At 67.3% G+C, this 22,582-nt stretch carries 20 protein-coding genes; 8 read left to right on the forward strand and 12 right to left on the reverse strand.

Annotated features, from left to right (window positions below):
- Positions 1-24: 24 nt before the first annotated feature.
- The 3 genes from ABIB28_RS17090 to ABIB28_RS17100 all read right to left on the reverse strand — a co-directional run bounded on the left by ABIB28_RS17090 (position 25) and on the right by ABIB28_RS17100 (position 2,777).
- Complete coding sequence (locus ABIB28_RS17090) at positions 25-504, reverse strand: pyridoxamine 5'-phosphate oxidase family protein (RefSeq protein ID WP_133186995.1); 480 nt, start codon at positions 502-504, stop codon at positions 25-27.
- A gap of 470 nt (positions 505-974) precedes the next feature.
- On the reverse strand, positions 975-2,153 hold the full coding sequence (locus tag ABIB28_RS17095) for an acetyl-CoA C-acyltransferase (protein WP_189676732.1): 1,179 nt from the start codon (positions 2,151-2,153) through the stop codon (positions 975-977).
- Positions 2,154-2,342: 189 nt separating this feature from the next.
- Entirely contained in the window at positions 2,343-2,777 is a 435-nt protein-coding gene (locus tag ABIB28_RS17100; RefSeq protein ID WP_322164097.1) for a MaoC family dehydratase, read from the reverse strand.
- Positions 2,778-2,939: 162 nt separating this feature from the next.
- Between ABIB28_RS17100 and putA the strand changes: the two genes are divergently transcribed.
- Entirely contained in the window at positions 2,940-5,930 is a 2,991-nt protein-coding gene (putA, locus tag ABIB28_RS17105; RefSeq protein WP_502958256.1) for a bifunctional proline dehydrogenase/L-glutamate gamma-semialdehyde dehydrogenase PutA, read from the forward strand.
- Between the two features lie 41 nt (positions 5,931-5,971).
- Here putA and ABIB28_RS17110 read toward each other — a convergent pair whose 3' ends face one another.
- A complete protein-coding gene (locus ABIB28_RS17110) occupies positions 5,972-7,234 on the reverse strand; it encodes a mechanosensitive ion channel family protein (protein ID WP_354289270.1) in 1,263 nt (420 codons plus the stop codon).
- A gap of 10 nt (positions 7,235-7,244) precedes the next feature.
- Positions 7,245-8,249 carry a DNA topoisomerase IB gene (locus ABIB28_RS17115; protein ID WP_354289271.1) on the reverse strand — a complete coding sequence of 335 codons (1,005 nt, stop codon included), beginning with the start codon at positions 8,247-8,249 and terminating at the stop codon, positions 7,245-7,247.
- Positions 8,250-8,342: 93 nt separating this feature from the next.
- Here ABIB28_RS17115 and ABIB28_RS17120 point away from each other — a divergent pair, with 93 nt between their 5' ends.
- Entirely contained in the window at positions 8,343-8,894 is a 552-nt protein-coding gene (locus tag ABIB28_RS17120) for a type 1 glutamine amidotransferase domain-containing protein (protein WP_189676735.1), read from the forward strand.
- Here the strand turns inward: ABIB28_RS17120 and ABIB28_RS17125 are convergent.
- Genes ABIB28_RS17125 through ABIB28_RS17135 form a run of 3 tightly spaced genes read right to left on the reverse strand, consistent with a single transcriptional unit; the run spans position 8,870 to position 11,488 of the window.
- Entirely contained in the window at positions 8,870-9,991 is a 1,122-nt protein-coding gene (locus ABIB28_RS17125) for an acyltransferase family protein (protein ID WP_354289272.1), read from the reverse strand. The genes ABIB28_RS17120 and ABIB28_RS17125 overlap by 25 nt on opposite strands.
- Positions 9,991-11,352 carry a putative O-glycosylation ligase, exosortase A system-associated gene (locus ABIB28_RS17130; protein WP_354289273.1) on the reverse strand — a complete coding sequence of 454 codons (1,362 nt, stop codon included), beginning with the start codon at positions 11,350-11,352 and terminating at the stop codon, positions 9,991-9,993. The genes ABIB28_RS17125 and ABIB28_RS17130 overlap by 1 nt, the downstream gene beginning before the upstream one ends.
- A complete protein-coding gene (locus ABIB28_RS17135; RefSeq protein WP_165954436.1) occupies positions 11,345-11,488 on the reverse strand; it encodes a hypothetical protein in 144 nt (47 codons plus the stop codon). Before ABIB28_RS17135 ends, ABIB28_RS17130 begins: the two co-directional genes overlap by 8 nt.
- 122 nt (positions 11,489-11,610) lie before the next feature.
- Here ABIB28_RS17135 and ABIB28_RS17140 point away from each other — a divergent pair, with 122 nt between their 5' ends.
- Positions 11,611-12,852: a TIGR04063 family PEP-CTERM/XrtA system glycosyltransferase gene (locus ABIB28_RS17140; RefSeq protein WP_354289274.1), complete on the forward strand. Its 1,242-nt coding sequence runs from the start codon at positions 11,611-11,613 to the stop codon at positions 12,850-12,852.
- The gene (locus ABIB28_RS17145; RefSeq protein ID WP_354289275.1) at positions 12,822-13,691 is read left to right on the forward strand and encodes a hypothetical protein; all 870 of its coding nucleotides are present in this window, start codon (positions 12,822-12,824) and stop codon (positions 13,689-13,691) included. The genes ABIB28_RS17140 and ABIB28_RS17145 overlap by 31 nt, the downstream gene beginning before the upstream one ends.
- A gap of 31 nt (positions 13,692-13,722) precedes the next feature.
- Here ABIB28_RS17145 and ABIB28_RS17150 read toward each other — a convergent pair whose 3' ends face one another.
- Both ABIB28_RS17150 and ABIB28_RS17155 read right to left on the reverse strand, forming a co-directional pair.
- On the reverse strand, positions 13,723-14,034 hold the full coding sequence (locus tag ABIB28_RS17150) for a hypothetical protein (RefSeq protein WP_354289276.1): 312 nt from the start codon (positions 14,032-14,034) through the stop codon (positions 13,723-13,725).
- On the reverse strand, positions 14,031-14,213 hold the full coding sequence (locus tag ABIB28_RS17155; RefSeq protein WP_133187017.1) for a hypothetical protein: 183 nt from the start codon (positions 14,211-14,213) through the stop codon (positions 14,031-14,033). The genes ABIB28_RS17150 and ABIB28_RS17155 overlap by 4 nt, the downstream gene beginning before the upstream one ends.
- 84 nt (positions 14,214-14,297) lie before the next feature.
- Between ABIB28_RS17155 and ABIB28_RS17160 the strand changes: the two genes are divergently transcribed.
- Entirely contained in the window at positions 14,298-14,933 is a 636-nt protein-coding gene (locus tag ABIB28_RS17160; RefSeq protein ID WP_354289277.1) for a S24 family peptidase, read from the forward strand.
- Here the strand turns inward: ABIB28_RS17160 and ABIB28_RS17165 are convergent.
- Entirely contained in the window at positions 14,930-15,157 is a 228-nt protein-coding gene (locus ABIB28_RS17165; RefSeq protein ID WP_354289278.1) for a hypothetical protein, read from the reverse strand. The genes ABIB28_RS17160 and ABIB28_RS17165 overlap by 4 nt on opposite strands.
- Positions 15,158-15,295: 138 nt before the next feature.
- Here ABIB28_RS17165 and ABIB28_RS17170 point away from each other — a divergent pair, with 138 nt between their 5' ends.
- The 3 genes from ABIB28_RS17170 to ABIB28_RS17180 all read left to right on the forward strand — a co-directional run bounded on the left by ABIB28_RS17170 (position 15,296) and on the right by ABIB28_RS17180 (position 21,734).
- Positions 15,296-15,505 (forward strand): hypothetical protein, encoded by a 210-nt coding sequence (locus tag ABIB28_RS17170; RefSeq protein WP_133187019.1) that lies wholly within the window; start codon positions 15,296-15,298, stop codon positions 15,503-15,505.
- A gap of 62 nt (positions 15,506-15,567) precedes the next feature.
- Positions 15,568-17,553, forward strand: coding sequence for an autotransporter assembly complex protein TamA (locus tag ABIB28_RS17175; protein ID WP_354289279.1), 1,986 nt, complete (start codon positions 15,568-15,570; stop codon positions 17,551-17,553).
- Complete coding sequence (locus tag ABIB28_RS17180; protein WP_502958257.1) at positions 17,550-21,734, forward strand: translocation/assembly module TamB domain-containing protein; 4,185 nt, start codon at positions 17,550-17,552, stop codon at positions 21,732-21,734. Before ABIB28_RS17175 ends, ABIB28_RS17180 begins: the two co-directional genes overlap by 4 nt.
- Here ABIB28_RS17180 and ABIB28_RS17185 read toward each other — a convergent pair.
- Complete coding sequence (locus ABIB28_RS17185; protein WP_354289280.1) at positions 21,728-22,579, reverse strand: ATP-grasp domain-containing protein; 852 nt, start codon at positions 22,577-22,579, stop codon at positions 21,728-21,730. The genes ABIB28_RS17180 and ABIB28_RS17185 overlap by 7 nt on opposite strands.
- Positions 22,580-22,582: the final 3 nt, after the last annotated feature.

Consider the following 22,582-nt stretch of genomic DNA (forward strand, 5'->3'; position numbering starts at 1 on the left):
GAAGACAGGGCCGAAATGTTTTGGTTAGGCTGCGGTCGTATTCACGACGGCGTGGCTGCCACTTTCGTCGGACTTGATCGTGCCGCCGAACAGCATCTTGAGGCGGCCCGACAGCGAGATGTCGGTTTCCCACAGCTCGGCATTGTCGATCTTCAAGCGCAGCAGCGCGAGGTTGGGATCTTCCTTGCCGCCCGGAAACCAGGCCTCGACTTGCTTGTTCCACAGCTTGTCGATCATCGCGCGATCATTGTCCTGCGCGATCGTGCCGGCGATGCAGGCGAAGAAATCGTGACCCTTGGACACGAACTGCGCCATCACCTTGCCGCCGCCGATCAGGCGATTGTCCTTGCCGACGAAGAAGAACAGCGTGTCGACCAGATCCTTGTCGAGCTGTGCGGTAAGCGGCTCGCTGTGCGACGATCCATCGGCCAGACCGACCATCAGGAACGGGCTGTCGGCCATTTTCTTCCAGAGCGTCTGGGTGATTTCGTGCGTGTCGGCCATGTGGGTTTCTCCTGAAGGATGGTTCGGGAGAGAAACGACGGAACGCGCGGTTGGTTGCCGCGCATCTTAGGCAATGAACGGCGGTGAATGACGGTCGCGCGCCGCTGAGCATTAGAGGATTATCTCATGCTGCTTCACCCGCTGACTGCGGTTAGCTCTGTCGACATTTGCGGACCGCAAAAATCGATATTATTCACATCGTTGGCGGCAATTCGGCCGCCTAGATGAGAGGTGTACCTATGACGGTCGCCGATCTGTGCCTGATCCTGGGCGTGCTCTTCGCCTTCGGGACGTTAGTCCTGAAGATCATCGAGGTAGCCCGCAAAGACTAGGGTGCACGGGCGGGGCTCGGTCTGACAGCCGAGCCCCAAACGCATTGAGCCCCGGCCGCTGACACGACCGGGGCTCGTTATGAGAGGCGCCTATGACATCGCCAAAGCCGATATAGCCGAATCCGGCGCCTATTTCAATTACAGGACCTCGAACAGCCCGGCCGCACCCTGGCCGCCGCCGATGCACATCGTCACGACGACATACTTCGCGCCGCGACGCTTGCCTTCGATCAGCGCGTGGCCGGTCGCACGCGCGCCGGTCATGCCGTACGGGTGACCGATCGAGATCGCCCCGCCCGAAACGTTGAGCAGCTCGTTCGGAATGCCGAGTTTGTCACGGCAATACAGCACCTGCACCGCGAACGCTTCGTTAAGCTCCCACAGGCCGATATCGTCCATCTTGAGGTTGAAGCGCTCGAGCAGCTTGGGGATCGCGAAGACAGGGCCGATGCCCATCTCGTCGGGCTCGGTGCCGGCAACCGCCATGCCGACATAGCGGCCGAGCGGCTGGAGGCCGCGCTGCGAGGCGATCTTCTCTTCCATCAGCACCGACGCCGACGAGCCGTCCGAGAGCTGCGAGGCGTTGCCCGCGGTCACGTTCATGCCCGGGCCCATCACCGGCTGCAGCGCCTGCAGGCCCTCGAGCGTCGTTTCGGGGCGATTGCCCTCGTCCTTCGACAGCGTGACGTCCTTGTAGGTGACCTCCTTGGTCTCCTTGTTGGTGACGGCCATGCTTGCGCTGGTCGGGACGATCTCAGCATTGAAATAGCCGGCGGCCTGCGCGACGGCGGTGCGGCGCTGCGATTCGAGCGCATATTCGTCGCACGCTTCGCGGCTGATATTGTAGCGCTTGGCGACCGTCTCGGCGGTGACCAGCATCGACATGTAGACGTCCTTGTGCATCGCGATCAGCTCGGGATCGGGTGCGACGCGCATCTGCGGGGTCTGGACGAGGCTGATGCTCTCGACGCCGCCACCGATGGTGATGTCCATGTTGTCGGTGATGATCTGCTTGGCGGCGGTGGCGATCGCCATCAGGCCCGAGGCGCACTGGCGATCGACCGACATGCCCGGCACGGTGACGGGAAGGCCGGCGCGCAGCAGCGATGTGCGCGCGATGTTGCCGGCCTGGTGGCCCTGCTGGAGCGCGCAGCCGAATACGACGTCGTCAACGAGGCCACCCTCGATCCCGGCGCGCTCGACCGCAGCGCGGATCGAATGCGACGCGAGCGTCGGGGCGGGGGTGTTGTTGAAGGCACCGCGGTACGCGCGGCCGATCGGGGTGCGGGCGGTGGAGACGATGACGGCGGAACGCATGAGTTTCTTCCTTCTTGCAACGCCTCTCCCGCTTTCGCGGGAGAGGCTACGGAGACTTGGTCCGCCGTCTTCCAGCGGGCCTAGTCGCAGTCGGTGAGGGTCTTCTTCTCTTTCTGGCGTCGACGAGAAGAAGGCCCTCACCCAACCCTCTCCCGCGAAGAGCGGGAGAGGGCCAAAGGCCGCGACCGTTCAAACGAAAATCTGCGACATCCATTCGGCGATCATCGCGGGCTTTTCCTCGCCCTCGATCTCGACCGTGAATTCGTTGGTCTGCTGCCACTGGCCCGGGCGCTTCTCCTCGAAGCTCAGCAGCTTGAAGCGACCGCGCACGCGCTTGCCCGAGCGGACCGGCTGGAGGAAGCGGACTTTGTTGCCGCCGTAATTGATCCCCATCTTCACACCCTCGATCGTCACCGGATCGATGATCTTCGACGACAGCAGCGGCATCAGCGACAGCGTGAGGAAGCCGTGCGCGATCGTCCCGCCGAACGGCGTCATCGCCGCCATTGCCGGGTTGACGTGGATGAACTGATGATCGCCCGTTGCATCTGCAAACTTGTCGATCATCTCCTGGCTGACCTCGACCCAGTCGGACACCTGTTCGGTGCCGATCCGGCCGGTCATTTCCTGAGCTGTAACGGTCGTCACGGCATTCCCCTGAAAGCAAATTCGTCGCATAGGCGACGTCGCGCTGGCAAATGGCACTCACGCACGCCGCGCGCAAGTCTCACCCTGACCGGAAACCGGAACATGACCTTTGACGTAGCGTCCACAGCCCGCAAATCCATGGGCGCTTTGCACCGGGCGAGCGAACCCGATGTTCTAAAGTCGCTTCTGGACCGTGCCGCGCTCACGCCCGATTCGCGCGAGCGCGTAATGGGACATGCGCTGGGCCTGCTCGCCGACCTGCGCGCGGCGCAGGGAAAAGGGTGGGTGAACCAGTTTCTACAGGAGTATCGGCTCAATTCGTCCGAGGGTGTGGCGCTGCTGTCGCTCGCCGAGGCGTTCCTGCGCGTGCCCGATCCCGAGACCGCCGATCTGCTGATCGCCGACAAGCTCGGCGATGCCGACTGGCGCGCGCACACGGGCAAGTCGAACTCGACGCTCGTCAATTCGGCGACCTGGGGGCTGGTGGTCGGCCGTGCGCTGGTCGGCGACGGGCAGACGCAGAGTTCGCTCCGCCGTCTCATCAGCCGCGCGGGCGAGCCGTTCGTGCGCCAGGCGGTCGGCGCGGCGATGCGGATGATGGGCGAGATCTTCGTGATGGGCCGCACCATCGACGAAGCGATGAAGCGGATGCGCAAGCCCGAGAACAAGGGCTTTACCGCAAGCTTCGACATGCTCGGCGAGGCGGCGCGGACGCACGACGACGCCCAGCGCTATTTCCGCGCTTACACCGATGCCGTAGACGCGGTCGGGCGTGATCCGGCGGCGGGGCATTCGATCTCGGTCAAATTGTCGGCGCTGCACCCGCGCTACGAAGTGTCGCGCTGGGACGAGTGCGTGCCGGCGCTGACCGAGATGCTCGAGGCGCTTGCGTTGCAGGCGGCGAGCAAGGGCATCGCGCTGACCGTTGACGCCGAGGAGAGCGAGCGGCTCGAGATGAGCCTCGACATCATCGGCACCGTTGCCGCGCTGCCGAGCCTCAAGGGCTGGGACGGCTTCGGCATGGCGGTGCAGGCGTACGGCAAGCGCGCGCGGCCGGTGGTTGCGTGGGCGGGCGCGCTCGATCGCATCATGAACGTGCGGCTGGTCAAGGGCGCCTATTGGGACAGCGAGATCAAGCGCACGCAGGTCGAGGGGCTGGCGGATTACCCGCTGTTCACGCGCAAGGCGGCGACCGACGTGTCGTATCTGGCGGTGGCGCGCGACATGCTCGATGCGCCGAACATCCGTCCGGCCTTCGCCAGCCACAATGCGCTGACGGTCGCGACGATCATGGAGTGGGCCGGCAACAGCCGCGACTTCGAGTTCCAGCGGCTGCACGGCATGGGCGACGGGCTGTACGAGCGGATGGTGCGCGAGAATGGCTATCATTGCCGGGTCTATGCGCCGGTCGGCGGGCATCGCGATTTGCTGGCGTATCTGGTGCGCCGGTTGCTCGAGAATGGGGCGAATTCGAGCTTCGTGCATCAGCTGGCGGACGAGCGGCTGACCGAGGCGGAGATCCTCGCGGACCCAGTGGCGAAGATTGCCGCGGTCGGCGGCGCGCGGCATCCGAGCATTCCGTTGCCGGTTGATCTCTTCGGCGCGGGGCGGCGGAACAGCGCCGGGCTCGATCTGGCGGACCGGGTGGTGTTGCGCGAGACGGTTGCGGCGGTCGAATCCCCCTCCCGCTTGCGGGAGGGGCTAGGGGAGGGGCGTGCCTCAGGCGCGACTCCGACCGTTTCGCACTTCCCTCCCCCAACCCCTCCCGCAAGCGGGAGGGGAGATGAGGTCGCGCGTGCGCATGCGGCGTTCCCAGCCTGGTCGGCCACCCCCGTCACCCAGCGCGCCGCGTGCCTCGATCGCCTCGCCGACTTGCTCGAGCAGCACCGCGACGAACTGATGGCGATCTGCGTCCAGGAAGCCTTCAAGACGATCCCCGATGCGCTCGGCGAAGTGCGCGAGGCGGTCGACTTCTGTCGCTACTATGCGCAGCAAGCACGCGATGGTCTCCAGCCGATCGAACTCCCCGGGCCGACCGGCGAGCGCAACGTGTTGCGCTTCGACGGGCGCGGGGTGTGGGCGACGATCGCGCCGTGGAACTTCCCGCTCGCAATCTTCCTCGGCCAGACGGTCGCCGCGCTGGTCGCGGGCAACAGCGTCGTCGCCAAGCCCGCGCCGCAGACGCCGCGCATCGCCGCGCGCGCAGTCGAGTTAGCGCATGAAGCGGGTGTGCCGCAGGACGCGCTGATCCTGCTCCCAGGCGGCCCCGAAGTCGGCGCCGCGCTCACCGCCGATCCGCGCGTGATGGGCGTGGCCTTTACGGGTTCCACCGCCACCGCGCGGAAAATCGCGCGGTCGCTGCTCGAGGACGACAGCCGTCCGATCGTCCCGCTGATCGCCGAGACCGGCGGGATCAACGCGATGATCGTCGATTCGACCGCGCTGCCCGAGCAAGTCGTGGCGGACGTGGTGACATCGGCGTTCCGCTCGGCCGGGCAACGCTGTTCGGCGCTCCGCCTCCTGCTGTTGCAGGAGGAGATCGCGGGCACGACGATCGAGATGCTGAAAGGCGCGATGGACACGCTGCGGCTCGGCGATCCGGCCGATCCGGCGACCGATGTCGGCCCGGTGATCGACCAGGCGGCGTACGACAAGCTGATGGCGTATCGCGCGCGCGCCGGTGTGGTGAAGACGCTCGACGCGCCCGCCGAGGGGCTCTTCGTTCCGCCGACTTTGGTGCAGCTCGATCGGATCGAGGATTTGACGCAGGAATGGTTCGGCCCGATCCTGCACGTCGCGACATGGCCGGCGGGCAAGCTTGCGGAGACGATCGCGGCGGTCAACGCCAAGGGCTATGGCCTGACGATGGGGCTCCACAGCCGCATCGCGCGCGCTGCCGACGAGACCGAGGCGCTGGCGCAAGTCGGCAACCTCTACGTCAACCGCTCGATGATCGGCGCGGTGGTCGGGTCGCAGCCGTTTGGCGGCGAGGGGCTTTCGGGGACGGGCCCAAAGGCGGGCGGGCCGCATTACCTCCACCGCTTCGTGGTCGAGCGCGCGGTGTCGATCGATACGACCAGCGCGGGCGGCAATGCGACGTTGCTGAGCCTGGACGAAGGCGGGATCTGAGCCGTTACGTCACCCCGGCACAAGGCCGGGGTGACGGCGGGTTAGCTGTGGCCTGAATCGCCATCGACCGCCGAGTCGCTCGGCGTCGCGCCCGTTCCCTGGCGGTGGGCGGGGACGGGCGTCGGCTCGGCCTTCTCCGCAGCCGGGCGCGGGTCGGTCGCGGCATACGGCAGCACCATCTCGCCGTCGGGCGCGGCGGTGAAGCTCGTCTGCGTGGGATAAGCGAGGCTGATCCCCGCATCGTTGAGGCAGCGGATGATCGCCAGCCCGACCATATGGCGCGCGTCGTAGAATTCCTGGAACGCAGCGCTCGGCGAATCGAATTCGACGTCGAAATCGTAGCTGCTCGCGCCGAAGGTGGTGAAGCCCGCGCGGACGAACTTCATGCCCTTGTCCTCGACCACCGCCTTGATCATCGTCGGCAGCGCCTCGAGCGTCTCGATCGGCGTCCATTGCACGAGCCCGAGCGTGAACACGACGCGGCGATATTCGCGCTGCGTGTTGTTGATGATCTCCTTCTCGAGCAGCTGCTTGTTGGCGACGATCCGCTCCTCGCCGGTGACGCCGCGGATGCGCGTCGACTTGAGGCCGATCGCCTCGACCGTGCCCGACGATTTGTCATAGCTGATCGCGTCGCCGCGGCGGAACGGGCGGTCGAAGATGATCGCCAGCGCCGCGAACAGATCGGCAAAGATGCCTTGTGCTGCCAGACCGATCGCGATGCCGCCGACGCCGAGACCCGCGATCAGGCCGGTGACGTTGACCCCCAGATTGTCGAGCACGACGATCGCGGCGATCGCGAACACGGCAAAGCCGACGAGGATGCGGATGATCCCCATCGCGCTGCCGATCGCCTCGCCCGAATAATGCTCGTCGGCGGTGCGATATTCGATCGCACCGATGATGATCTCACGCGCCCAGATCGCGCCTTGATAGCCGGCGGTGAGGATCCAGACGAAGTTGATCGTCGCGCGCACCTCTTGCGGCGTGCCGGCGAAATTGCCCGCGCTGACGAGCTTGACCGCCGCCACCACCATGAAGGTGTTGCCCGTCGCCAGCACCGCCCGCGCGACGATCGCGCCCCAGCGTCGCGATTGCCTGGGGTGCGCACAGTATTTGCGCGCGATACGCCGCACGAAATGCATCGCGAACACGAGCAGACTGGCCATCCCGACAGCAATGATGAGCTGGAGCCAATGTGTCGCGGCCCAGCGATAGGTCGTGCCGATCAGGCTGCGGAGTTGTTCGTCGAAATCCTGGACGCGGATCGGCGGCAGGATCGAAGTGCTATTCTTGACGGTCATTTAAAACTTCTCAGGCGACTTTCGCGGAAGACGGCGGCGTGCCCTGTTCGAGGAAAGCGAGCAAGCCGCGTTCGGCGCGGCTCAGATGCTGCGTGCTGCGCGGCAGGCGGAGTGTTGCGCGAAACGCGGACTGTCCGTCCTTGGCGAGCGCGAGCAAAGCGGGGTGGACGTAGGATTTGCGCGCGATCGCGGGCGTGTTGCCGAGCGCTTCGCTGACGGGGAGCAACATCGTCTTGAGGCTGATGTCGTGAGTCGCGCCGGCGAGCGCCTCGAACGCGAGCACGCTCGCGCTCCACGTGCGAAAATGCTTCGCGGTGAAATCGGCGCCCATCGCCTCGCGGATATAGGCGTTGACGTCGGACGAGGTGACCGGGTGCGCCTCGCCGTCGCTGTCGACCCAGCGGAACAAGTGCTGCCCGGGGAGATCCTGGCAGCGCTTGACGAAGCGGCTGAGCGATCCGTCGGTGATCGTCAGCACGCGGAGCTTGCCCGACTTGGCCTTGAACTGGAGTTTCAGCGACTGGCCCTTCAGCGCAGCGTGGCGCTTGCGCAAGGTGGTCGCGCCGAAGCTCTTGTTCGCCTTCACATAGCCTTCGTTGCCGATGCGGACCTTGCCGAGATCGAGCAGCCGGACGACTGCCGCGACCGCGGTATCCTTGCCGATCCCGCGCTTGGCGAGGTCGGCGGCGACGCGTGTGCGCAGCTTGGGCAGCGCATGGCCGAAGGGCGCGCACAACTCGTACTTGGCCGCTTCCTGCGTCTCGCGGAAATCGACGTGATAGCGATATTGCTTGCGACCCTTCTCGTCCCAGCCGACCGCCTGGATATGGCCGGTCGGGCTCGGGCAGTACCATGCATCGCGATAGGCGGGGGGCAGGCCGATCGCGTTCAGCCGGTCGATCTCGTCGCGATCGGTGATGCGCGCACCATCGACATCGTAATAGCCCCAGCCATGGCGCACGGCCTTGCGTGTAATACCAGGGTCACTGTCGTCGTGGTAAGAAAGCTTCGTCATGGCCCTTATGAATGCACGGGCCATCGCAACGTTCCGGAACGGGCTGGCCCTCCCGATGGTTAAGCCGCCGGAACACTTAGCCGGAGACTCCCCATGGCCGATCTTTCAAACGTCCACGTGCTCATTCTCGCAACCGATGGTTTCGAGCAAGTCGAACTCTTCGAACCGCGCCAGGCGCTGCTCGACGCCGGCGTCAAGGTGACGCTCGCCTCGGAGAAGATGGACCCGATCCAGGGCATGAACCATGACGAGAAGGGCGACACGATCACCCCCGACATGCTGCTCGACGACGTCGATACCGAGGATTACACCGCGCTGCTGCTGCCGGGTGGCGTCGCCAACCCCGACACGCTGCGGATGAACGACCGCGCGATCGAGATCATCGAGGAATTCGCTGACGACGAGAAGCTGATCGCCGCGATTTGCCACGCGCCGTGGCTGCTGATCGAGGCCGATGTCGTCGACGGTCGCCGCATGACGAGCTGGCCGTCGGTGCGCACCGATCTCGCCAATGCCGGCGCCGATGTGGTCGACGAGGAAGTCGTCGTCGACGGATCGTTCATCACCAGCCGCAAGCCCGAGGATATTCCTGCCTTCAACAAGGCGATCCTCGCGGCGCTTCAGGAAGAGCTGGAAGACGCCTGACCCGAGATCCTCGCTCGCCGCAAGCGGGCGGGGATTTGGTTCATCCAGCTTTGCGCGGGGCGCTCGACCAAGTGGTGGAGCGCCGCCGACGTGCCGAGGACGAGCGCGAGATACAGCGCGACCAGGACCGGGGCGATGCTGTGTACGTCGTCGACCAAGGCGAGCTTGAAGATGACGAACAGCAGGAAGTGGCTGAGATACGTCGCGTAGCTGATCTCGCCGAGATAGTGCAGCGCGGGGATTTCGAGCGGGTTGCCGCGCAGTCCCGAGGTAAGGGCGAGCGCCAGCAGCGCGGCAGCAAAGGCGGCCGGCACCGTCAGCGTCTCGGGCTGGCCCGATAGCTTTGCGGCATACGCCACCACCGTACAGCCGATCGCCACGAGCGCAGGCACGATCGGTGCATCGCGCCACCGCTCCCATAAAGAGCACAGCGCGCCGCCGACCGCGAATTCGATCAGACAGCGCCGTAGCCCGTAGGTCCAGATCTCGGATCCAAGCGTCGGCGATCCCGCCATGGCGACGTGCAACAGCCCAAGCAAGCCGACGATCGCGGCGACCACGCCCAAGCTCGGTATGCGCCGCCAGTCGAGCGCGAAGGCGACGAGCGGGAACAGCAGATACGCCGCCCATTCGGTGCTGATCGACCAGCTCGGATCGTTCCATGCGAGGCGATCGGTGAACCCCCATGTCTGCATCAGCAGGACATGGAGCGGCAGTTCGGCATAAGGGTAATGCGCCGCGTCGTGCCGCCCGGTCGCGGCAAGCGCGAGCACCAGCGCGAGCGTCGCGCCGAGCACGACGGTGTGCAACGGCCAGATCCGTGCAAGCCGGCGCCACAGGAAGGACGGCACCGCGCGGACCCCGCCGTGCCGCAGCCGCGTGCTCCAGCTCAGCCAGATCACGAAGCCCGAAAGCAGGAAGAAGAAATCGACCGCGAGATACCCCTTGGCGAACACGGCCAGCAGCGTTGGCGGCAGCCAGTCGAGCGACAGCCGAATATGATAGAGCACGACGAACCACGCGGCGATCCCGCGCATCCCGGTCAGCGCGCGCAGTTCGTGGCGGTGGACGGCGGCGGTTGGGGCGGGGGCCGACATCAGGCGGACGCGGGTTCGACCGTTCGCACCGCCCGGCGCGGCTGCCACGGCGCGCCGGCGCGCTTGCGTGCGAGATAGGTATCGAGCCCGATCTGCGCGCCGATCAGCATGTAGACGAACGGCTGGAAGGCGATGCCGATGAACGCCGCGCCGAGCAGATAGACAATATGCGCCGATTGCAACGCGCCGGCGAGCGGCGTGACCCACGCCATATCCGCTGCCGCCTTGCGATAGCGGTGGCGCAGCACTTCCATCCGGAAAATGCCGATCAGGCTGATCGAAAGCCATAGGATCAGCCCGGGAAAGCCTTGTTCGCCGAGCATCTCGAAATAGGCGCTATGGAAGGCGCGGGCCTGATCGACCGTCAAATGGCGGTCGACGGTAGAGTTCGCGGCGGTCCCTTCGACGCGTTCGGTATCGTAGCGGATCTTGTTCTGGCGGTACATTTCGAAGCCGCCGCCCATCGGATGCTCCTTGGCATAGTCCCAGGTCCAGCCCCACACCGCGAGCCGCGTCGAGGCGGATTCGTCGCCCTTGTAGGTCCTGATCGTGCTCATCCGGTTGGTGAACGACGAGGGCAGGAAGGGCACTGCGATCATCCCCGCCACGCCGAGCAGGCATAGATACAGCACCTTGCGCTTGGCATCGCGCAGCATCAGCACCGCGACGAGGCCGATGCACAGCAATCCGGTGCGCGTCGAGGTGCCGACCGGGATCAACAGGCACGAAAAGACGAGCGCATAGCAGAAGCTCTTCACCTTCCAGTCGGGCGGGAAGATCGTGCCGTGCCGCGTGAACCACAGGATCAGCGGGATGATCGCGACCGCGACCGTCGAGATGGTCGAGCCTTCGTACAGCCCCGAATTGTTCGACACCATCAAGTTGAGCGAGCCATAGCCGCCGCCGCCGCTCGCAATCGTCTTGATCCCGCCGACGATGATGATCGATGCCGCCGAGGCGACCATCACCAGCAGCAGCGCTTCGATCCGGAGCTTGGTGCGCAGCGTGAAGGGCAGGAAGGCGGCAAACGCCAGGCACTTCCATACCCAGCCCCATTTATCGAGCGCCTCGACCGGGAAATCGGCGGTGAGCGTGGTGCAGTAGCAATAGATCATCAGCACGACGATCAGGCCCTGCCGCGGCGCGACGCGCGTGCCGGTCTTGTCATCGGCCACGAGCCATCCGCCAACCGAAAGCACCACCGCGATGAGCGAGATCGGGATGCTGTTGAGCAGGAAATACGTCAGCCGCTGCGGCGCGACGACGTCGATATAGACATAGGCAAGGACAAAGATGAACGGCCGGCGAAACCCCGCCGCAAAGAAGGCGGCGAGAAAGGCGACGAAGACGAGATCACGCAAGCGGGCGGCCCTTCCGCTTTCGGGCGGGGGCCTCGCCGGGCACGCTTTCGCGGTCGAGATCGGGCCGGCGCAGCAGCCGCCAGATCGTCAGCGCGATCAGGCCGTGGCTGATCGCCAGCGCGAGATTGTCGATCATGCCGTCGCGCTCCTTTCCGCTGCTCGCATCCGCCCTATCGCCGGGTGGCCCGAACGGGCACAGCCGCTCTACGTGCGTTCAAGTTGAGGCTCCGTTAAGCACTCGTGCGTTAGGGCGATAGCATGCGTATTCTTCATCTTCTGGATCACGGCCTGCCGTTGCAAAGCGGCTACACCTTTCGCACCCGCGCGATCCTCAAGAGCCAGATGCGACGCGGCTGGACGATCGCCGCAGTCACCGGGCCGCGGCATGCATCGCCAGCGGCAGGGCTGGAGAGCGTCGATGGCATCGACTTCTACCGCACCGCTGCGGTCAAGCGCTTGCCCCCGCCGTTCGGCGAACTGCGCGAGATCGCGGCCTTCGCCAAGCGAATCGGCGAGGTGGTCGAGCAGTTCAAGCCCGATATCCTCCACGCGCATTCGCCCGTGCTCGATGCGCTCGCCGGCTTGCGCGTCGCGGGCAAATACAAATTGCCGCTGGTCTATGAGATCCGCGCTTTCTGGGAAGACGCCTCGGTCGGCAACGGGACGGGGCGCGAGGGCTCGCTGCGCTATCGTGCGACTCGCGCGCTCGAGACCTGGGCGGTCAAGCGCGCCGATGCGGTCGCGGTGATCTGCGAGGGATTGCGCGACGATCTGATCGCGCGCGGGATCGATCCGGGCAAGCTGATCGTCTCGCCCAACGGCGTCGATCTGGCGATGTTCGGCACGCCGCTGCCGCACGACGCCGCGCTTGCCGCAACGCTCGGCGTGACGGGCAAGGAAGTGATCGGCTTCATCGGTAGCTTCTACGATTATGAGGGGCTCGACGATCTGATCGCGGCGATGCCCGCCCTGGTCGCTGCGCGCCCGCAAGCGCATCTCGTGCTCGTCGGCGGCGGTCCGATGGAGGCGGTGTTGCGCGCGCAAGCCGCGGCATCGCCGGTGGCGGCGCAGATTCATTTCGTCGGGCGTGTGCCGCACGGCGAGGTCGAATGCTATTACAGCGTGATCGACGTGCTGGCCTACCCGCGCAAGAAGATGCGGCTGACCGATCTGGTGACGCCGCTCAAGCCGCTTGAGGCGATGGCGCAGCGCCGACTCGTCGCCGCGTCGGACGTTGGCGGGCACCGCGAGCTGATCAGCGATCCCGAGACGGGCACGCTGTTCGCGCCCGGCGACCCAAGCGCGATGGCGCAATCGCTCGCCGATCTGCTCGCGGATCGTGGGAGCTGGGAAGGCCGCCGCGAGCGCGGGCGTACTTTTGTCGAGGCAGAGCGTAACTGGGCCGTTAACGTGGCGCGTTACGCTCCCGTTTACCAAAAACTTACTGATAGTATGGCAGATCAGAGTGCATGGCCGTCTCCTCCAATCCTCAACGCCTGACCCTCCCGCTGGCCCCGCTCGTCGCGGGGATAATCGGGGTGCTGACCGCGGCGATGTTTGCGCTGATCCCGACAGCGCTGCTCGAATCGATGGTGGTCGATAGCGGCATCGCCGCGGTGATCTCGGCAGCCGAACCGCCCTTGGGGCTCACCGCGCGCGCCGCTTTGGTGCTGCTGTGCGGTGGTGGTGTCGGCGTTCTCGCATGGTTCGCGTTGTTCCTGACCTTCGGCGGCCGCACGATCGCGCTGCGCCGCCCGGTTTCCGACGGCGACAACGCCCCCGTGCTGCGTCGCGCCGACGCGCATCCCGATGCGCCGGCGCGCCGTCCGCTGTTTGCCAATACCGATCTCGGCACGCCGTTCCTCGAAGTCCGCGCACGTCCGGTGCATCTCGATGCCGACGACGTTGCGCCGCTGGTCGAACGGCCGCTGCCGGTTGATCTCGACGAGCCGCTTTCGGCCTATGATTCAAGCTTCCTGCGCGAACCTGGGGTGCTGGCGTCCGATCCCGACGACCAGCCCAAGCCTGACGTGGTGGCGAGCGCGCCGCTGCCGCTGCCGCTGCCGCTCCCACGTCGCCAGACCTATGATCCGAGCGAGCGCTTCGAAACCTTCCCGCTCGGCCCGATCGACGCTCCCGTCCCGGCGCGCCGCACGCCCAGCCCGATCTCGCGTCCGGCTCGCCCTGCCGAGAGCGCGGGCGATCCGTCGGAAACGATCCACGCCTTGCTCGACCGGCTCGAACGCGTCGTCGGCCGCCGCGACCCGGCTGCGGCCTCGCCCGAGACGATCGAGGGGGCGCTCGGCAGCTTGCGGCAAATGGCGACCGATCCGCGCTGACTCGCGCAATCGCCGGTGACGGGCGCATCGGTCAAACTTCGACGGTCAGCGCTTCGAGTGCTACCACGAGCTCTTCGTCATGCCGAGTGGCCGACAGGATGACGATGTCGGCGACGAGATGCCCGCGAATCGGCAGGTCTGCCTCGGCGAGCGCCTTTAGCCATAGTCCGCCCGTCGGATCGTCGGGCAGCGTAAGCGCCACGGTGTGACGCGCGCCGGCAAAGGTCGCGCTCGCCCAGCGGGTCGATTCCTCCACGCACACGCTGACATCGCATCCGGCCGCATCGGCATGGCGTTCGAGCGCGCGCCGCAGCAGCGTCGCGGCATCGGGGCCGCGGCTCACCGCGACACCCGCTGGTCGGCCAGGAACGCCTCGATCCGGCGCACCATACGGGCGCCCGGTTCGCGGCCCCGGCGCAAGTCGCGCACGAGGCGGGGGTCGCGCACGGCGAGCCGCCCGAACGTGGTTGGCGGCATCGCGCTCGCCCTCAGATAACGGTCGATCTTCTGCAACACGGACATGGCGGTCTCCTCGCGATTCGTCGGCGCCGATGGGCTTGGTGTTCACGATCCGTTCTATTTTCCAACTTGTCTAGGAAAATTCCTATGGCTATCATGGCGACGATGGAGGCTTCCGATCCTCGCGCGCGGCTCGCCGCGCTGATCGACGCGCACGGCGTCAGCTATGCCGCGCTGTCGCGGATGCTTCGCCGCAACGAGGCGTATCTCCAGCAATATGTCCGCCGCGGCACGCCACGCGATCTGGGCGAGCGCGACCGCGCCTTGCTCGCTGCCTATTTCCGCGTCGATGCGGCCGAACTCGGCGGCGTCGCGGTTCCGCGTATGGCGGCGATCCGTCGGCTCGATGTCGAGGCGTCGGCCGGGCCGGGCGCGCTCAGCGGCGATGCGCCGGGGGAGGGGGCGATGCTGCTCGACCCGCGCTTGCTCGAATCGTTGCGGCTCGGCGCGAAGGATGCGGCGATGCTGCGCGCGCGGGGCGATTCGATGCTGCCGACGATCGCCGATGGCGACCAGATCGTGATCGACGAACGCGACACGCGGTTGGGCACCGTGCCAGCAATCTTCGTACTGCGGCTCGACGGCGTCGTGCTCGTCAAGCGCGTGTCGAAGGCCAGGGATGGCATGCTGATCGAAAGCGACAATCCGGCCTATCCGCCGATCACCACGACTGCCGCCGCGATCATCGGCCGCGTGGTCTGGCTGTCGCGCGCGCTGCGTTAGCGCCGCAGGTCGCGCAGCCACATGACGAGCGAGATCGCCACCCCGACCCCAAGCCCGATCAGGAAGCCACGCGTCGGGCCGAGCGGCATGAACAGGCCGATGCCGGTTCCGGCGATCGCGCCGATCGCGATGAGCGCACCGCCGGCAAGCGGGGTGCGGGGAGGGGATGAGCGGACCATGTCGTGCGCTGTGCCATGTCCCGCCGCAGGACGCCAGCGTCCCATGCTGGGAGCCTTGGGGCGGCGCGCGGGGAGGCGTTAACCTTTGTCAGGCGCGGGCTTAGGGGGATGTCGCGGACTGGCACGAACCGTGAAGCGAGCGCGTGTCCGCAAGCCCGCGGTCGCGTAACGTGCGGAGAGTGCATGGTTGTTCCCTATCTCGCGGATTGCACCGAAGTGACGCACGCGACCGATCTTATCACGGTCTTCGGCGGCGACGCGGGGCTCGAGGCCGCCGCGCGCGCCAACCGCAGCCGCGATCTCGGCAACTATCTGCACTTCTGCCGCTGGCGGCAGATCGAGCGCTTGATCGCCTTGCTCTCGTTCGACCGCGCGATCGGCACGATTCACTGATTGCGCCGCCGGGCGCGCGCTAAACCCCTGTCGTTCGCCCGGCAGCCGGGCTAGGACGGCGTATGTCGTTATCGGTCGGGCGGCGGCGCGCGTATCGGGCGGCCGCTGGAATTCTTTGGTGTGTCGGTTGCGGCGCGGCGGCGGCGCAGACGCGGCCGTCGGCGAGCCCGATCGCGTCTCCCGCCGATCGGGGGCCGCAGCCGACGCTCCCGCTCGATCCGCAATCGCCAATGGCACCGTTGCCGGGGCTCGGGGTCGACTGGCCCGATCTGTCGAAAGCGCCGCAGGAACCCGTTGTCGCCGACACCCCGACCGCGATGACCGGCGAGACGCGCTACAGCTACCGCATCGACGGGATCGACAGCGTGGCGAGCACGCTGCTGCGCGATCGCTTCGTGCAACTCTCGACGTTGAAGGCCAATGACGGGCAACCCGCCAACGCCGCGCAGCTCGACCGCCGCGCGCGCGAGGATGCGACCTTGCTGACGACGCTGCTGCGCGGCGAAGGCTATTACGACGCGCGAGTCGGGACACGCGTCGAGCCTGCGGCGCGGCCGCTCGTGGTGCTCGATGCCGAACCCGGCACGCTGTATACCTTCGGCGGGGTGACGGTCGCCGGGGTCGATGCGGCAGGCGAAAAGGCACCAGCGCTGCGCGAGGCGTTCGGGCTCGACCCGGGCGACGCGGTCAATGTCGATGCGGTGCTGGCGGCCGAGACGAGTCTGCGCACCACGATCGGCGATCGCGGCTTCCCATTCGCGATCGTCGGCGATCCGCAGATCGTGGTCGATCGGGCCGCGCACACCGCGACGCTCGACTTGACCGTCGTCCCCGGCGGCGCGCGCCGTTTCGGGGCGATCACGATGACCTCGGGCAGCGCGATCTTCGATGCCGACCACGTCCAGGACATTGCGCGCTTCGTGCCCGGCCAGCCGTTCGACGCCTCGGCGCTCGCCGATCTGCGCCGTGCGCTTGTCCAGACCAGCCTGGTGTCGAGCGTCAAGATCACACCCGTAGAGGGCAAGGAACCCGGCACGGTCGACATCGCGGTCGGGCTCGAGCCCGCGCCAAAGCACACCATCGCCGGCGAGCTCGGTTATGGCACCGGCGAGGGCGCGCGCGCGGCACTCAGCTGGACCAACCGCAACCTCTTCCCGCCCGAGGGCGCGCTGACGCTGGCGGGGGTGCTCGGCACGCAGGAGCAATCGGCCAGCGCCACGTTCCGCCGCAATAACTTTAACGGGCGCGACCGGATCCTGACCTTCCAGACCGTCGCTTCGAACGTCAAGCGCAACGCCTATCAAGCACGCACGGTGTCGCTGTCGGGGAGCCTCGAGCGCCAGACCAACATCTTCTTCCAGAAGAAATGGACTTGGTCGCTCGGCGCCGAACTCGTCGCCTCGGACGAGCGCGACGTGATCCTCGACACCGGCGCGCCGCGGCGGCGAACCTATTTCATCGGCGCGCTGCCGAGCGTGCTGAGCTATGACGGGTCGAACGACTTGCTCGATCCGACGCGCGGCTTCCGCCTCAGCGGACGCCTGTCGCCCGAGATCTCGCTCGAGGGCAAAGCCTTTGGCTATGCGCGGATGCAAGTCGATGCGAGCGCCTACAAGAGCGTCGCCAAGGGCACCGTGCTTGCCGGGCGAATCCGGCTCGGCACCATCGCGGGTGCGCCGCGCGATGCGATCGCGCCGTCGCGGCGCTTCTATGCGGGCGGCGGTGCGTCGGTGCGCGGCTACGGCTATCAGGACATCGGCCCGCGCGATCCCAACAACGACCCCGTCGGCGGACGCAGCCTCGCCGAATTCTCGATCGAGGCGCGCGTCAAGACATTCGGCAATTTCGGGGTCGTGCCGTTCTTCGATGGCGGCAATATCTCGACCGGCCTGCTGCCGAGCCTCGGCGCGCTGCGCTACGGCGCGGGGCTCGGCGTGCGCTATTATTCCAACTTCGGGCCGATCCGCATCGATGTCGGCACGCCCGTCAATCCCGCGCCGGGCGATCCGCGCGTCGCGGTCTATGTCTCGCTGGGGCAGGCGTTTTGAGCGAAGCCGCGCCGCCCGTCGAACACGCTGCCGACGCGGCACCGATCGCGACGGTCAAGCCGCACGGCGCGCTGGGGCGAGTCGTGTTCGCGCTTCTCGCCGCGCTGGTCGTGCTCGTCGTCGTTGTTCTCGGGCTGATCGACACCGGCATGGGGCATCGCTTCGTCACCGACCGGATCGGTGCGCTGCGGCCGGCGAATGGGTTGCGCTACAGCATCGGGCGGATCGAGGGATCGATCTATGGCCGCGCGACGCTGATCGACGTGCGGGTGCGCGATGTGCGCGGGGTGTTCTTTGCAGCGCCACGCGCCGAGCTCGATTGGTCGCCGCTCCACTGGCTCGACAACCGGCTCGACATCACCAGCCTGCGGATCGCCTCGGCGTCGCTCGCACGGCTGCCGCAGACGCGGCCAACCCTCAACACCGGGCCGATCCTGCCAAGCTTTGATATCCATGTCGGCCGCCTTGCGGTCGACCGGCTGGTCGTCGCACCCGCGCTGGCAGGCGTCGAGCGGACCGCACGACTGCGCGCGCGCGCCGATGTCCACCGCGGCCGCGCCCTGATCGATCTCGCGGCGGTGGTCGCGGGGAGCGACGACATCCGGCTCCATCTCGACGCCGAGCCCGATCGCAATCGGCTCGAAGCGATGGCGCGCGTGCGCGGGACGGCGCGCGGGGTGCTCGCCAAGCTTTCGGGGTTCGGCAAGCCGATCGCGCTCGACCTCGCCGGCAAGGGAAGCTGGGCGGCGTGGCGCGGCAGCATGGTGGCGGACGTCGGCATGACGCGGCTCGCCGATCTCGCGCTGACCAATCGCGCGGGCAGCTACGCCGTGTCGGGTGTGCTCGTCCCGGCGCCGCTGGCGCACGGCAAGCTCCAGCGACTGACGGTGCCGCGCGTGCTCGTCCACGGTGCCGCGACGCTCGCCGAACGTCAGCTCAAGGGGACTCTGTCGCTGCGCTCGGACTCGCTCGATGTGTCGGGCGACGGCACGCTCGACTTGGCCGCAAGCGCGTTCCGCAACCTGCGCATCCACGCCGTGCTGACGCGCCCGAACGCGCTTTTCCCCAACATGACTGGCCGCGCGATCGAACTGCGTGCGATCCTCGACGGCCGCTTCGCGACGGCGGCCTTCGACTATCGCCTCACCGCGCAGCGTTTCGCGTTCGACGATACGGGGTTCGAGGATTTCCGCGCGGCGGGGCGTGGGCATTTCTCGAAACAACCCGTGCTCGTGCCGATCCGCGCGACCGCGGCGCGCGTCACGGGCGTCGGCGATGTCGCCGGCGGGATCCTGCGCAACCTGACGATCGACGGCGTGCTGCGCGTGACGCCGCAGCTCGTGCTCGGAGACGATCTCAAGCTGACCTCGGACCAGCTCAACGGGCGGATCAACCTGCTGCTCGATCTGCGCGACGGTCGCTATGACATCGGCCTCAACGGCGGGCTCGGGCGCTATCGCATCCCGGGCCTCGGCGTGGTCGACGTGCAGACGACGCTCAAGGTGGTCCCGGGGCCCGGCGGGCGCGGGACGCGCGTCGTCGGGCAGGGTGTCGCGCAGATGATCACGCTCGAAAACGCCTTTTTTCGCTCGCTCGGCGGCGGGTTGCCGCGGATCGTCACCGGGCTCGAGCGCACGCCCGACGGGCTGCTCCACCTCAACGGCCTCGTGCTGACCGCGCCGCAGCTCCGCATCACCGGCAACGGCGTGCGGCGGCGCGATGGCACCTTCCATTTCGAGGGCGCGGGGCAGCAGACGACCTATGGCCCGCTGACGCTCAAGCTCGATGGCAAGATCGACCATCCGACGCTCGACCTGATGTTCGCGCGGCCCAATGAAACGATGGGGCTGGCGAACGTCGTCGCGCATCTCGACCCGACCGATGCGGGATTCGCGTTTACCGCGCGCGGCGATTCGCGGCTGGGGCCGTTCAGCGGCAACGGCGCGATCCTGCTGCCAAAGGGCGGCGACGGGACGATCGCGATCGCCGATCTCGCGGTGAGCGGGACGCACGCCAGCGGACCGCTGCGAATCGTCCCCGGCGGGTTCGACGGCAAGCTCGACGTCGCCGGTGGGGGGCTCGCGGGCGCTATGCTGTTCCGTCCGGTCGGCGGCAACCAGCAGATCGAGGCGCATCTCGATGCGACCGCGGCGAAACTCGCCAATGCCTTCGTGCTGCGGCGTGGGCATCTCGATCTGGTGGCGTTGCTCGATCCGGCCGGCACGTCGATCGACGCCAATCTGACGGGGGCGGGGTTGCGGCGGCGGTCGCTAGTGATTGGGCGATTCGCCGCGCGAGCGAAGCTGCGCGGCGGGACGGGGACGATCACCGCGTCGATCGCCGGGTCGCAGGGGCGCGCGTTCGATATCCAGTCGGTCACGCAAGTCGCGCCCGATCGCTATGTCGTCTCGGCGCAAGGAACGCTCGACCGTCGCCCGCTGACGCTCGTCACCCCCGCGGTCGTGACGCGCGACGGCGACGGCTGGCGGCTCGCGTCGACCGATCTGACCTTTTCGGGCGGCAATGCCAAGGTCTCGGGACGCTTTACGCGGGCCTCGAGCGAGCTTGCCGCGACGGTCGCGCGGATGCCGCTGTCGATCCTCGATATCGGCTATCCCGGGCTCGGGCTCGGCGGCAACGCCTCGGGCAGCCTGTCGTACACGCAAGGCGGTGGCGCGGCGCCGACGGGCAAGATCGACATGACGGTGCGCGGGCTGACGCGCTCGGGATTGATCGTCTCGTCGCGTCCGGTCGATGTCGGGATTTCGGGGCTGTTGTCGCGCGATCGGATCGCGGCACGCGCGGTTGCGGAGACGGGGGGCAAGTCGGTCGGCCGCGCGCAGATGCTGCTGACCCTGCCCGGTGGCGACGACCTCGCGCAGCGCGTGCAGAATGCCGGTCTGTTCGCGCAGTTGCGCTATGACGGGCCCGCCGACACTGTCTGGCGGCTTACGGGGATCGAACTGTTCGACTTGACCGGGCCGGTGGCGATCGGCGCCGATGTCGGCGGGACGGTCGCCAATCCGCAGATCAAGGGCGTCGTCCAAGCGAAGGGCGCGAAGATCGAAAGCACGACGACGGGCACGGTGCTGACCGACGTCCAGACGACGGGCCGCTTCGGCGGATCGCGCCTCACGCTCGATCGCTTCGCCGCCGATGCGGGCAAAGGCGGGCATGTCACGGGCACCGGCGTGTTCGATTTTGCGGCGAAGAACGGGCTCGGGCTCGATCTTCAAGTCGAGGCCGACCATGCCGTGATGATCGCACGCGACGATATCGGCGCGACCGTCACCGGGCCCCTGCGCTTCCAGTCGGACGGCGCAGGGGGTACGATCTCGGGCAATCTCCGGCTCGACAAGAGCCGCTATCGGCTCGGCCAGGCAAGCGCGGCGACCGCCTTGCCGCAGCTCAACATCCGGGAGATCAATCTGCCCGATGGCGGGCAGGACGACGATGCGCCGCGAATGCCGTGGACGCTCGCGATCCGCGCGCGCGCGCCGAACCAGGTGCTCGTCACCGGGCTCGGCTTGCGCAGCGAATGGTCGGCCGATCTGCAGATCGGTGGCGCGCCCGACAATCCGGCGATCACCGGGCGCGCCGATCTGGTGCGCGGCAATTACGACTTTGCCGGGCGAACCTTCGCGCTCGATCGTGGCAAAATCCTGTTCGCGGGCGAAGTGCCCGCCAACCCCGCGCTGGATATCGTGGCGAACGCCAACACGACCGGGCTGACCGCGTCGATCAACGTTACCGGACCCGCGCTCAAGCCCGAGATCACCTTTTCGAGCGTGCCTGCGCTGCCGCAGGACGAATTGCTCTCGCGGCTGTTGTTCGGTACCTCGATCACCAATCTGTCGGCCCCAGAGGCGCTGCAATTGGCCTCGGCAGTGGCGGCATTGCAGAACGGCAAGGGCGGGCTCGATCCGATCAACGCGGTGCGGCGTGTTGCCGGGCTCGACCGGCTGCGGATCGTCTCGGCCGACCCTACGACCGGGCAGAAAACCTCGGTCGCCGCGGGCAAGTACATCACGCGGCGCTTCTATGCCGAGATCGTCACCGACGGCGCGGGCTATTCCGCAACGCGAGTCGAGTTCCAGGTGACTCGCTGGCTGTCACTGCTGTCGACGGTCTCGACGCTTGGCCGGCAGACCGCGAACGTCCGCGTGTCGAAGGATTATTGAGCGCGCGCCCCGATCCGGCGGGCAAGCGCGGCTGCGAGCAGGGCCGGCACTTCGGGCGCGATGTCGGGATAGAGATCGGGTTCGATCGCCTCGACCTCCATCAACGCGAGCTTGCCGTTAGCACTGCGCAGCAGATCGACGCGCGCGTAGAGCGGCCGCGCGGGTAGCGCCGCGAGCACCGCGTCGAACACGCCGCGCGCTTCGGCATCGGGCGCGTAACGGCTGAAGCGGCCGCCGAATTGCGGCTGGATCCGAAAGTCGCCCCCGCTCGCGACTTTCCGCGCGGCGTGGCTGAAGGTGCCGTCGATCGCGAAGAGCGACAGTTCGCCTTCCTCGGCGATCGCGGGGAGGAAGGGTTGGATGATCGCGGCGTCTTGCGGGGCGACGCGATCACCGCGCTTTACGCGGATGGTCTCGTGGCTCCCTGCCGAGATTTGCGGTTTCACCACCAACGCGTCGCACCCGAACGCGTCGAACGCGGCGATGACGCTCGCCTCGTCCGCGCGGCCGAAGCGGCTGGGGACGATTGCGATCCCCGCCGCCTCGAGCGCGAGCAGATACGTCTTGCGCGTGTTCCAGGCGAGCAGGGCAGGCGGGTTGAACAGCGGCCGCTCCTCCGGCCACGCCGCCAGCACCGCGTCCCAGCGCGCCACGTCGAAATGATAGCCCCAGGCGAACAGCGCGAGCGCCGCATCGCCGTCGCCGGGGCCCAAATCCCACGGCCGCGGTGCCAGCGCCATGCCCGCAGCGGCAAACGCCGCACGGTATGGCGCGAGCGCCGCCGCCGCCGCCGCATCGTACGGACTGCCGCTCACCGGCATCAGCACGTCGATGCGGCGTGTCATGCG

This window comes from Sphingomonas sp. UYEF23 (assembly GCF_040546165.1).
Classification (GTDB): Bacteria; Pseudomonadota; Alphaproteobacteria; order Sphingomonadales; family Sphingomonadaceae; genus Sphingomonas; species Sphingomonas glacialis.

Bases quoted from the DNA above. Each gene is read 5' to 3' on its own strand.
- ABIB28_RS17090 (WP_133186995.1), bottom strand. From the start codon at position 504: ATGGCCGACACGCACGAAATCACCCAGACGCTCTGGAAGAAAATGGCC.
- ABIB28_RS17095 (WP_189676732.1), bottom strand. From the start codon at position 2,153: ATGCGTTCCGCCGTCATCGTCTCCACCGCCCGCACCCCGATCGGCCGC.
- ABIB28_RS17100 (WP_322164097.1), bottom strand. From the start codon at position 2,777: ATGACCGGCCGGATCGGCACCGAACAGGTGTCCGACTGGGTCGAGGTC.
- putA (WP_502958256.1), top strand. From the start codon at position 2,940: ATGGGCGCTTTGCACCGGGCGAGCGAACCCGATGTTCTAAAGTCGCTT.
- ABIB28_RS17110 (WP_354289270.1), bottom strand. From the start codon at position 7,234: ATGACCGTCAAGAATAGCACTTCGATCCTGCCGCCGATCCGCGTCCAG.
- ABIB28_RS17115 (WP_354289271.1), bottom strand. From the start codon at position 8,249: ATGACGAAGCTTTCTTACCACGACGACAGTGACCCTGGTATTACACGC.
- ABIB28_RS17120 (WP_189676735.1), top strand. From the start codon at position 8,343: ATGGCCGATCTTTCAAACGTCCACGTGCTCATTCTCGCAACCGATGGT.
- ABIB28_RS17125 (WP_354289272.1), bottom strand. From the start codon at position 9,991: ATGTCGGCCCCCGCCCCAACCGCCGCCGTCCACCGCCACGAACTGCGC.
- ABIB28_RS17135 (WP_165954436.1), bottom strand. From the start codon at position 11,488: ATGATCGACAATCTCGCGCTGGCGATCAGCCACGGCCTGATCGCGCTG.
- ABIB28_RS17140 (WP_354289274.1), top strand. From the start codon at position 11,611: ATGCGTATTCTTCATCTTCTGGATCACGGCCTGCCGTTGCAAAGCGGC.
- ABIB28_RS17145 (WP_354289275.1), top strand. From the start codon at position 12,822: ATGGCCGTCTCCTCCAATCCTCAACGCCTGACCCTCCCGCTGGCCCCG.
- ABIB28_RS17155 (WP_133187017.1), bottom strand. From the start codon at position 14,213: ATGTCCGTGTTGCAGAAGATCGACCGTTATCTGAGGGCGAGCGCGATG.
- ABIB28_RS17160 (WP_354289277.1), top strand. From the start codon at position 14,298: ATGGCTATCATGGCGACGATGGAGGCTTCCGATCCTCGCGCGCGGCTC.
- ABIB28_RS17165 (WP_354289278.1), bottom strand. From the start codon at position 15,157: ATGGGACGCTGGCGTCCTGCGGCGGGACATGGCACAGCGCACGACATG.
- ABIB28_RS17170 (WP_133187019.1), top strand. From the start codon at position 15,296: ATGGTTGTTCCCTATCTCGCGGATTGCACCGAAGTGACGCACGCGACC.
- ABIB28_RS17175 (WP_354289279.1), top strand. From the start codon at position 15,568: ATGTCGTTATCGGTCGGGCGGCGGCGCGCGTATCGGGCGGCCGCTGGA.
- ABIB28_RS17185 (WP_354289280.1), bottom strand. From the start codon at position 22,579: ATGACACGCCGCATCGACGTGCTGATGCCGGTGAGCGGCAGTCCGTAC.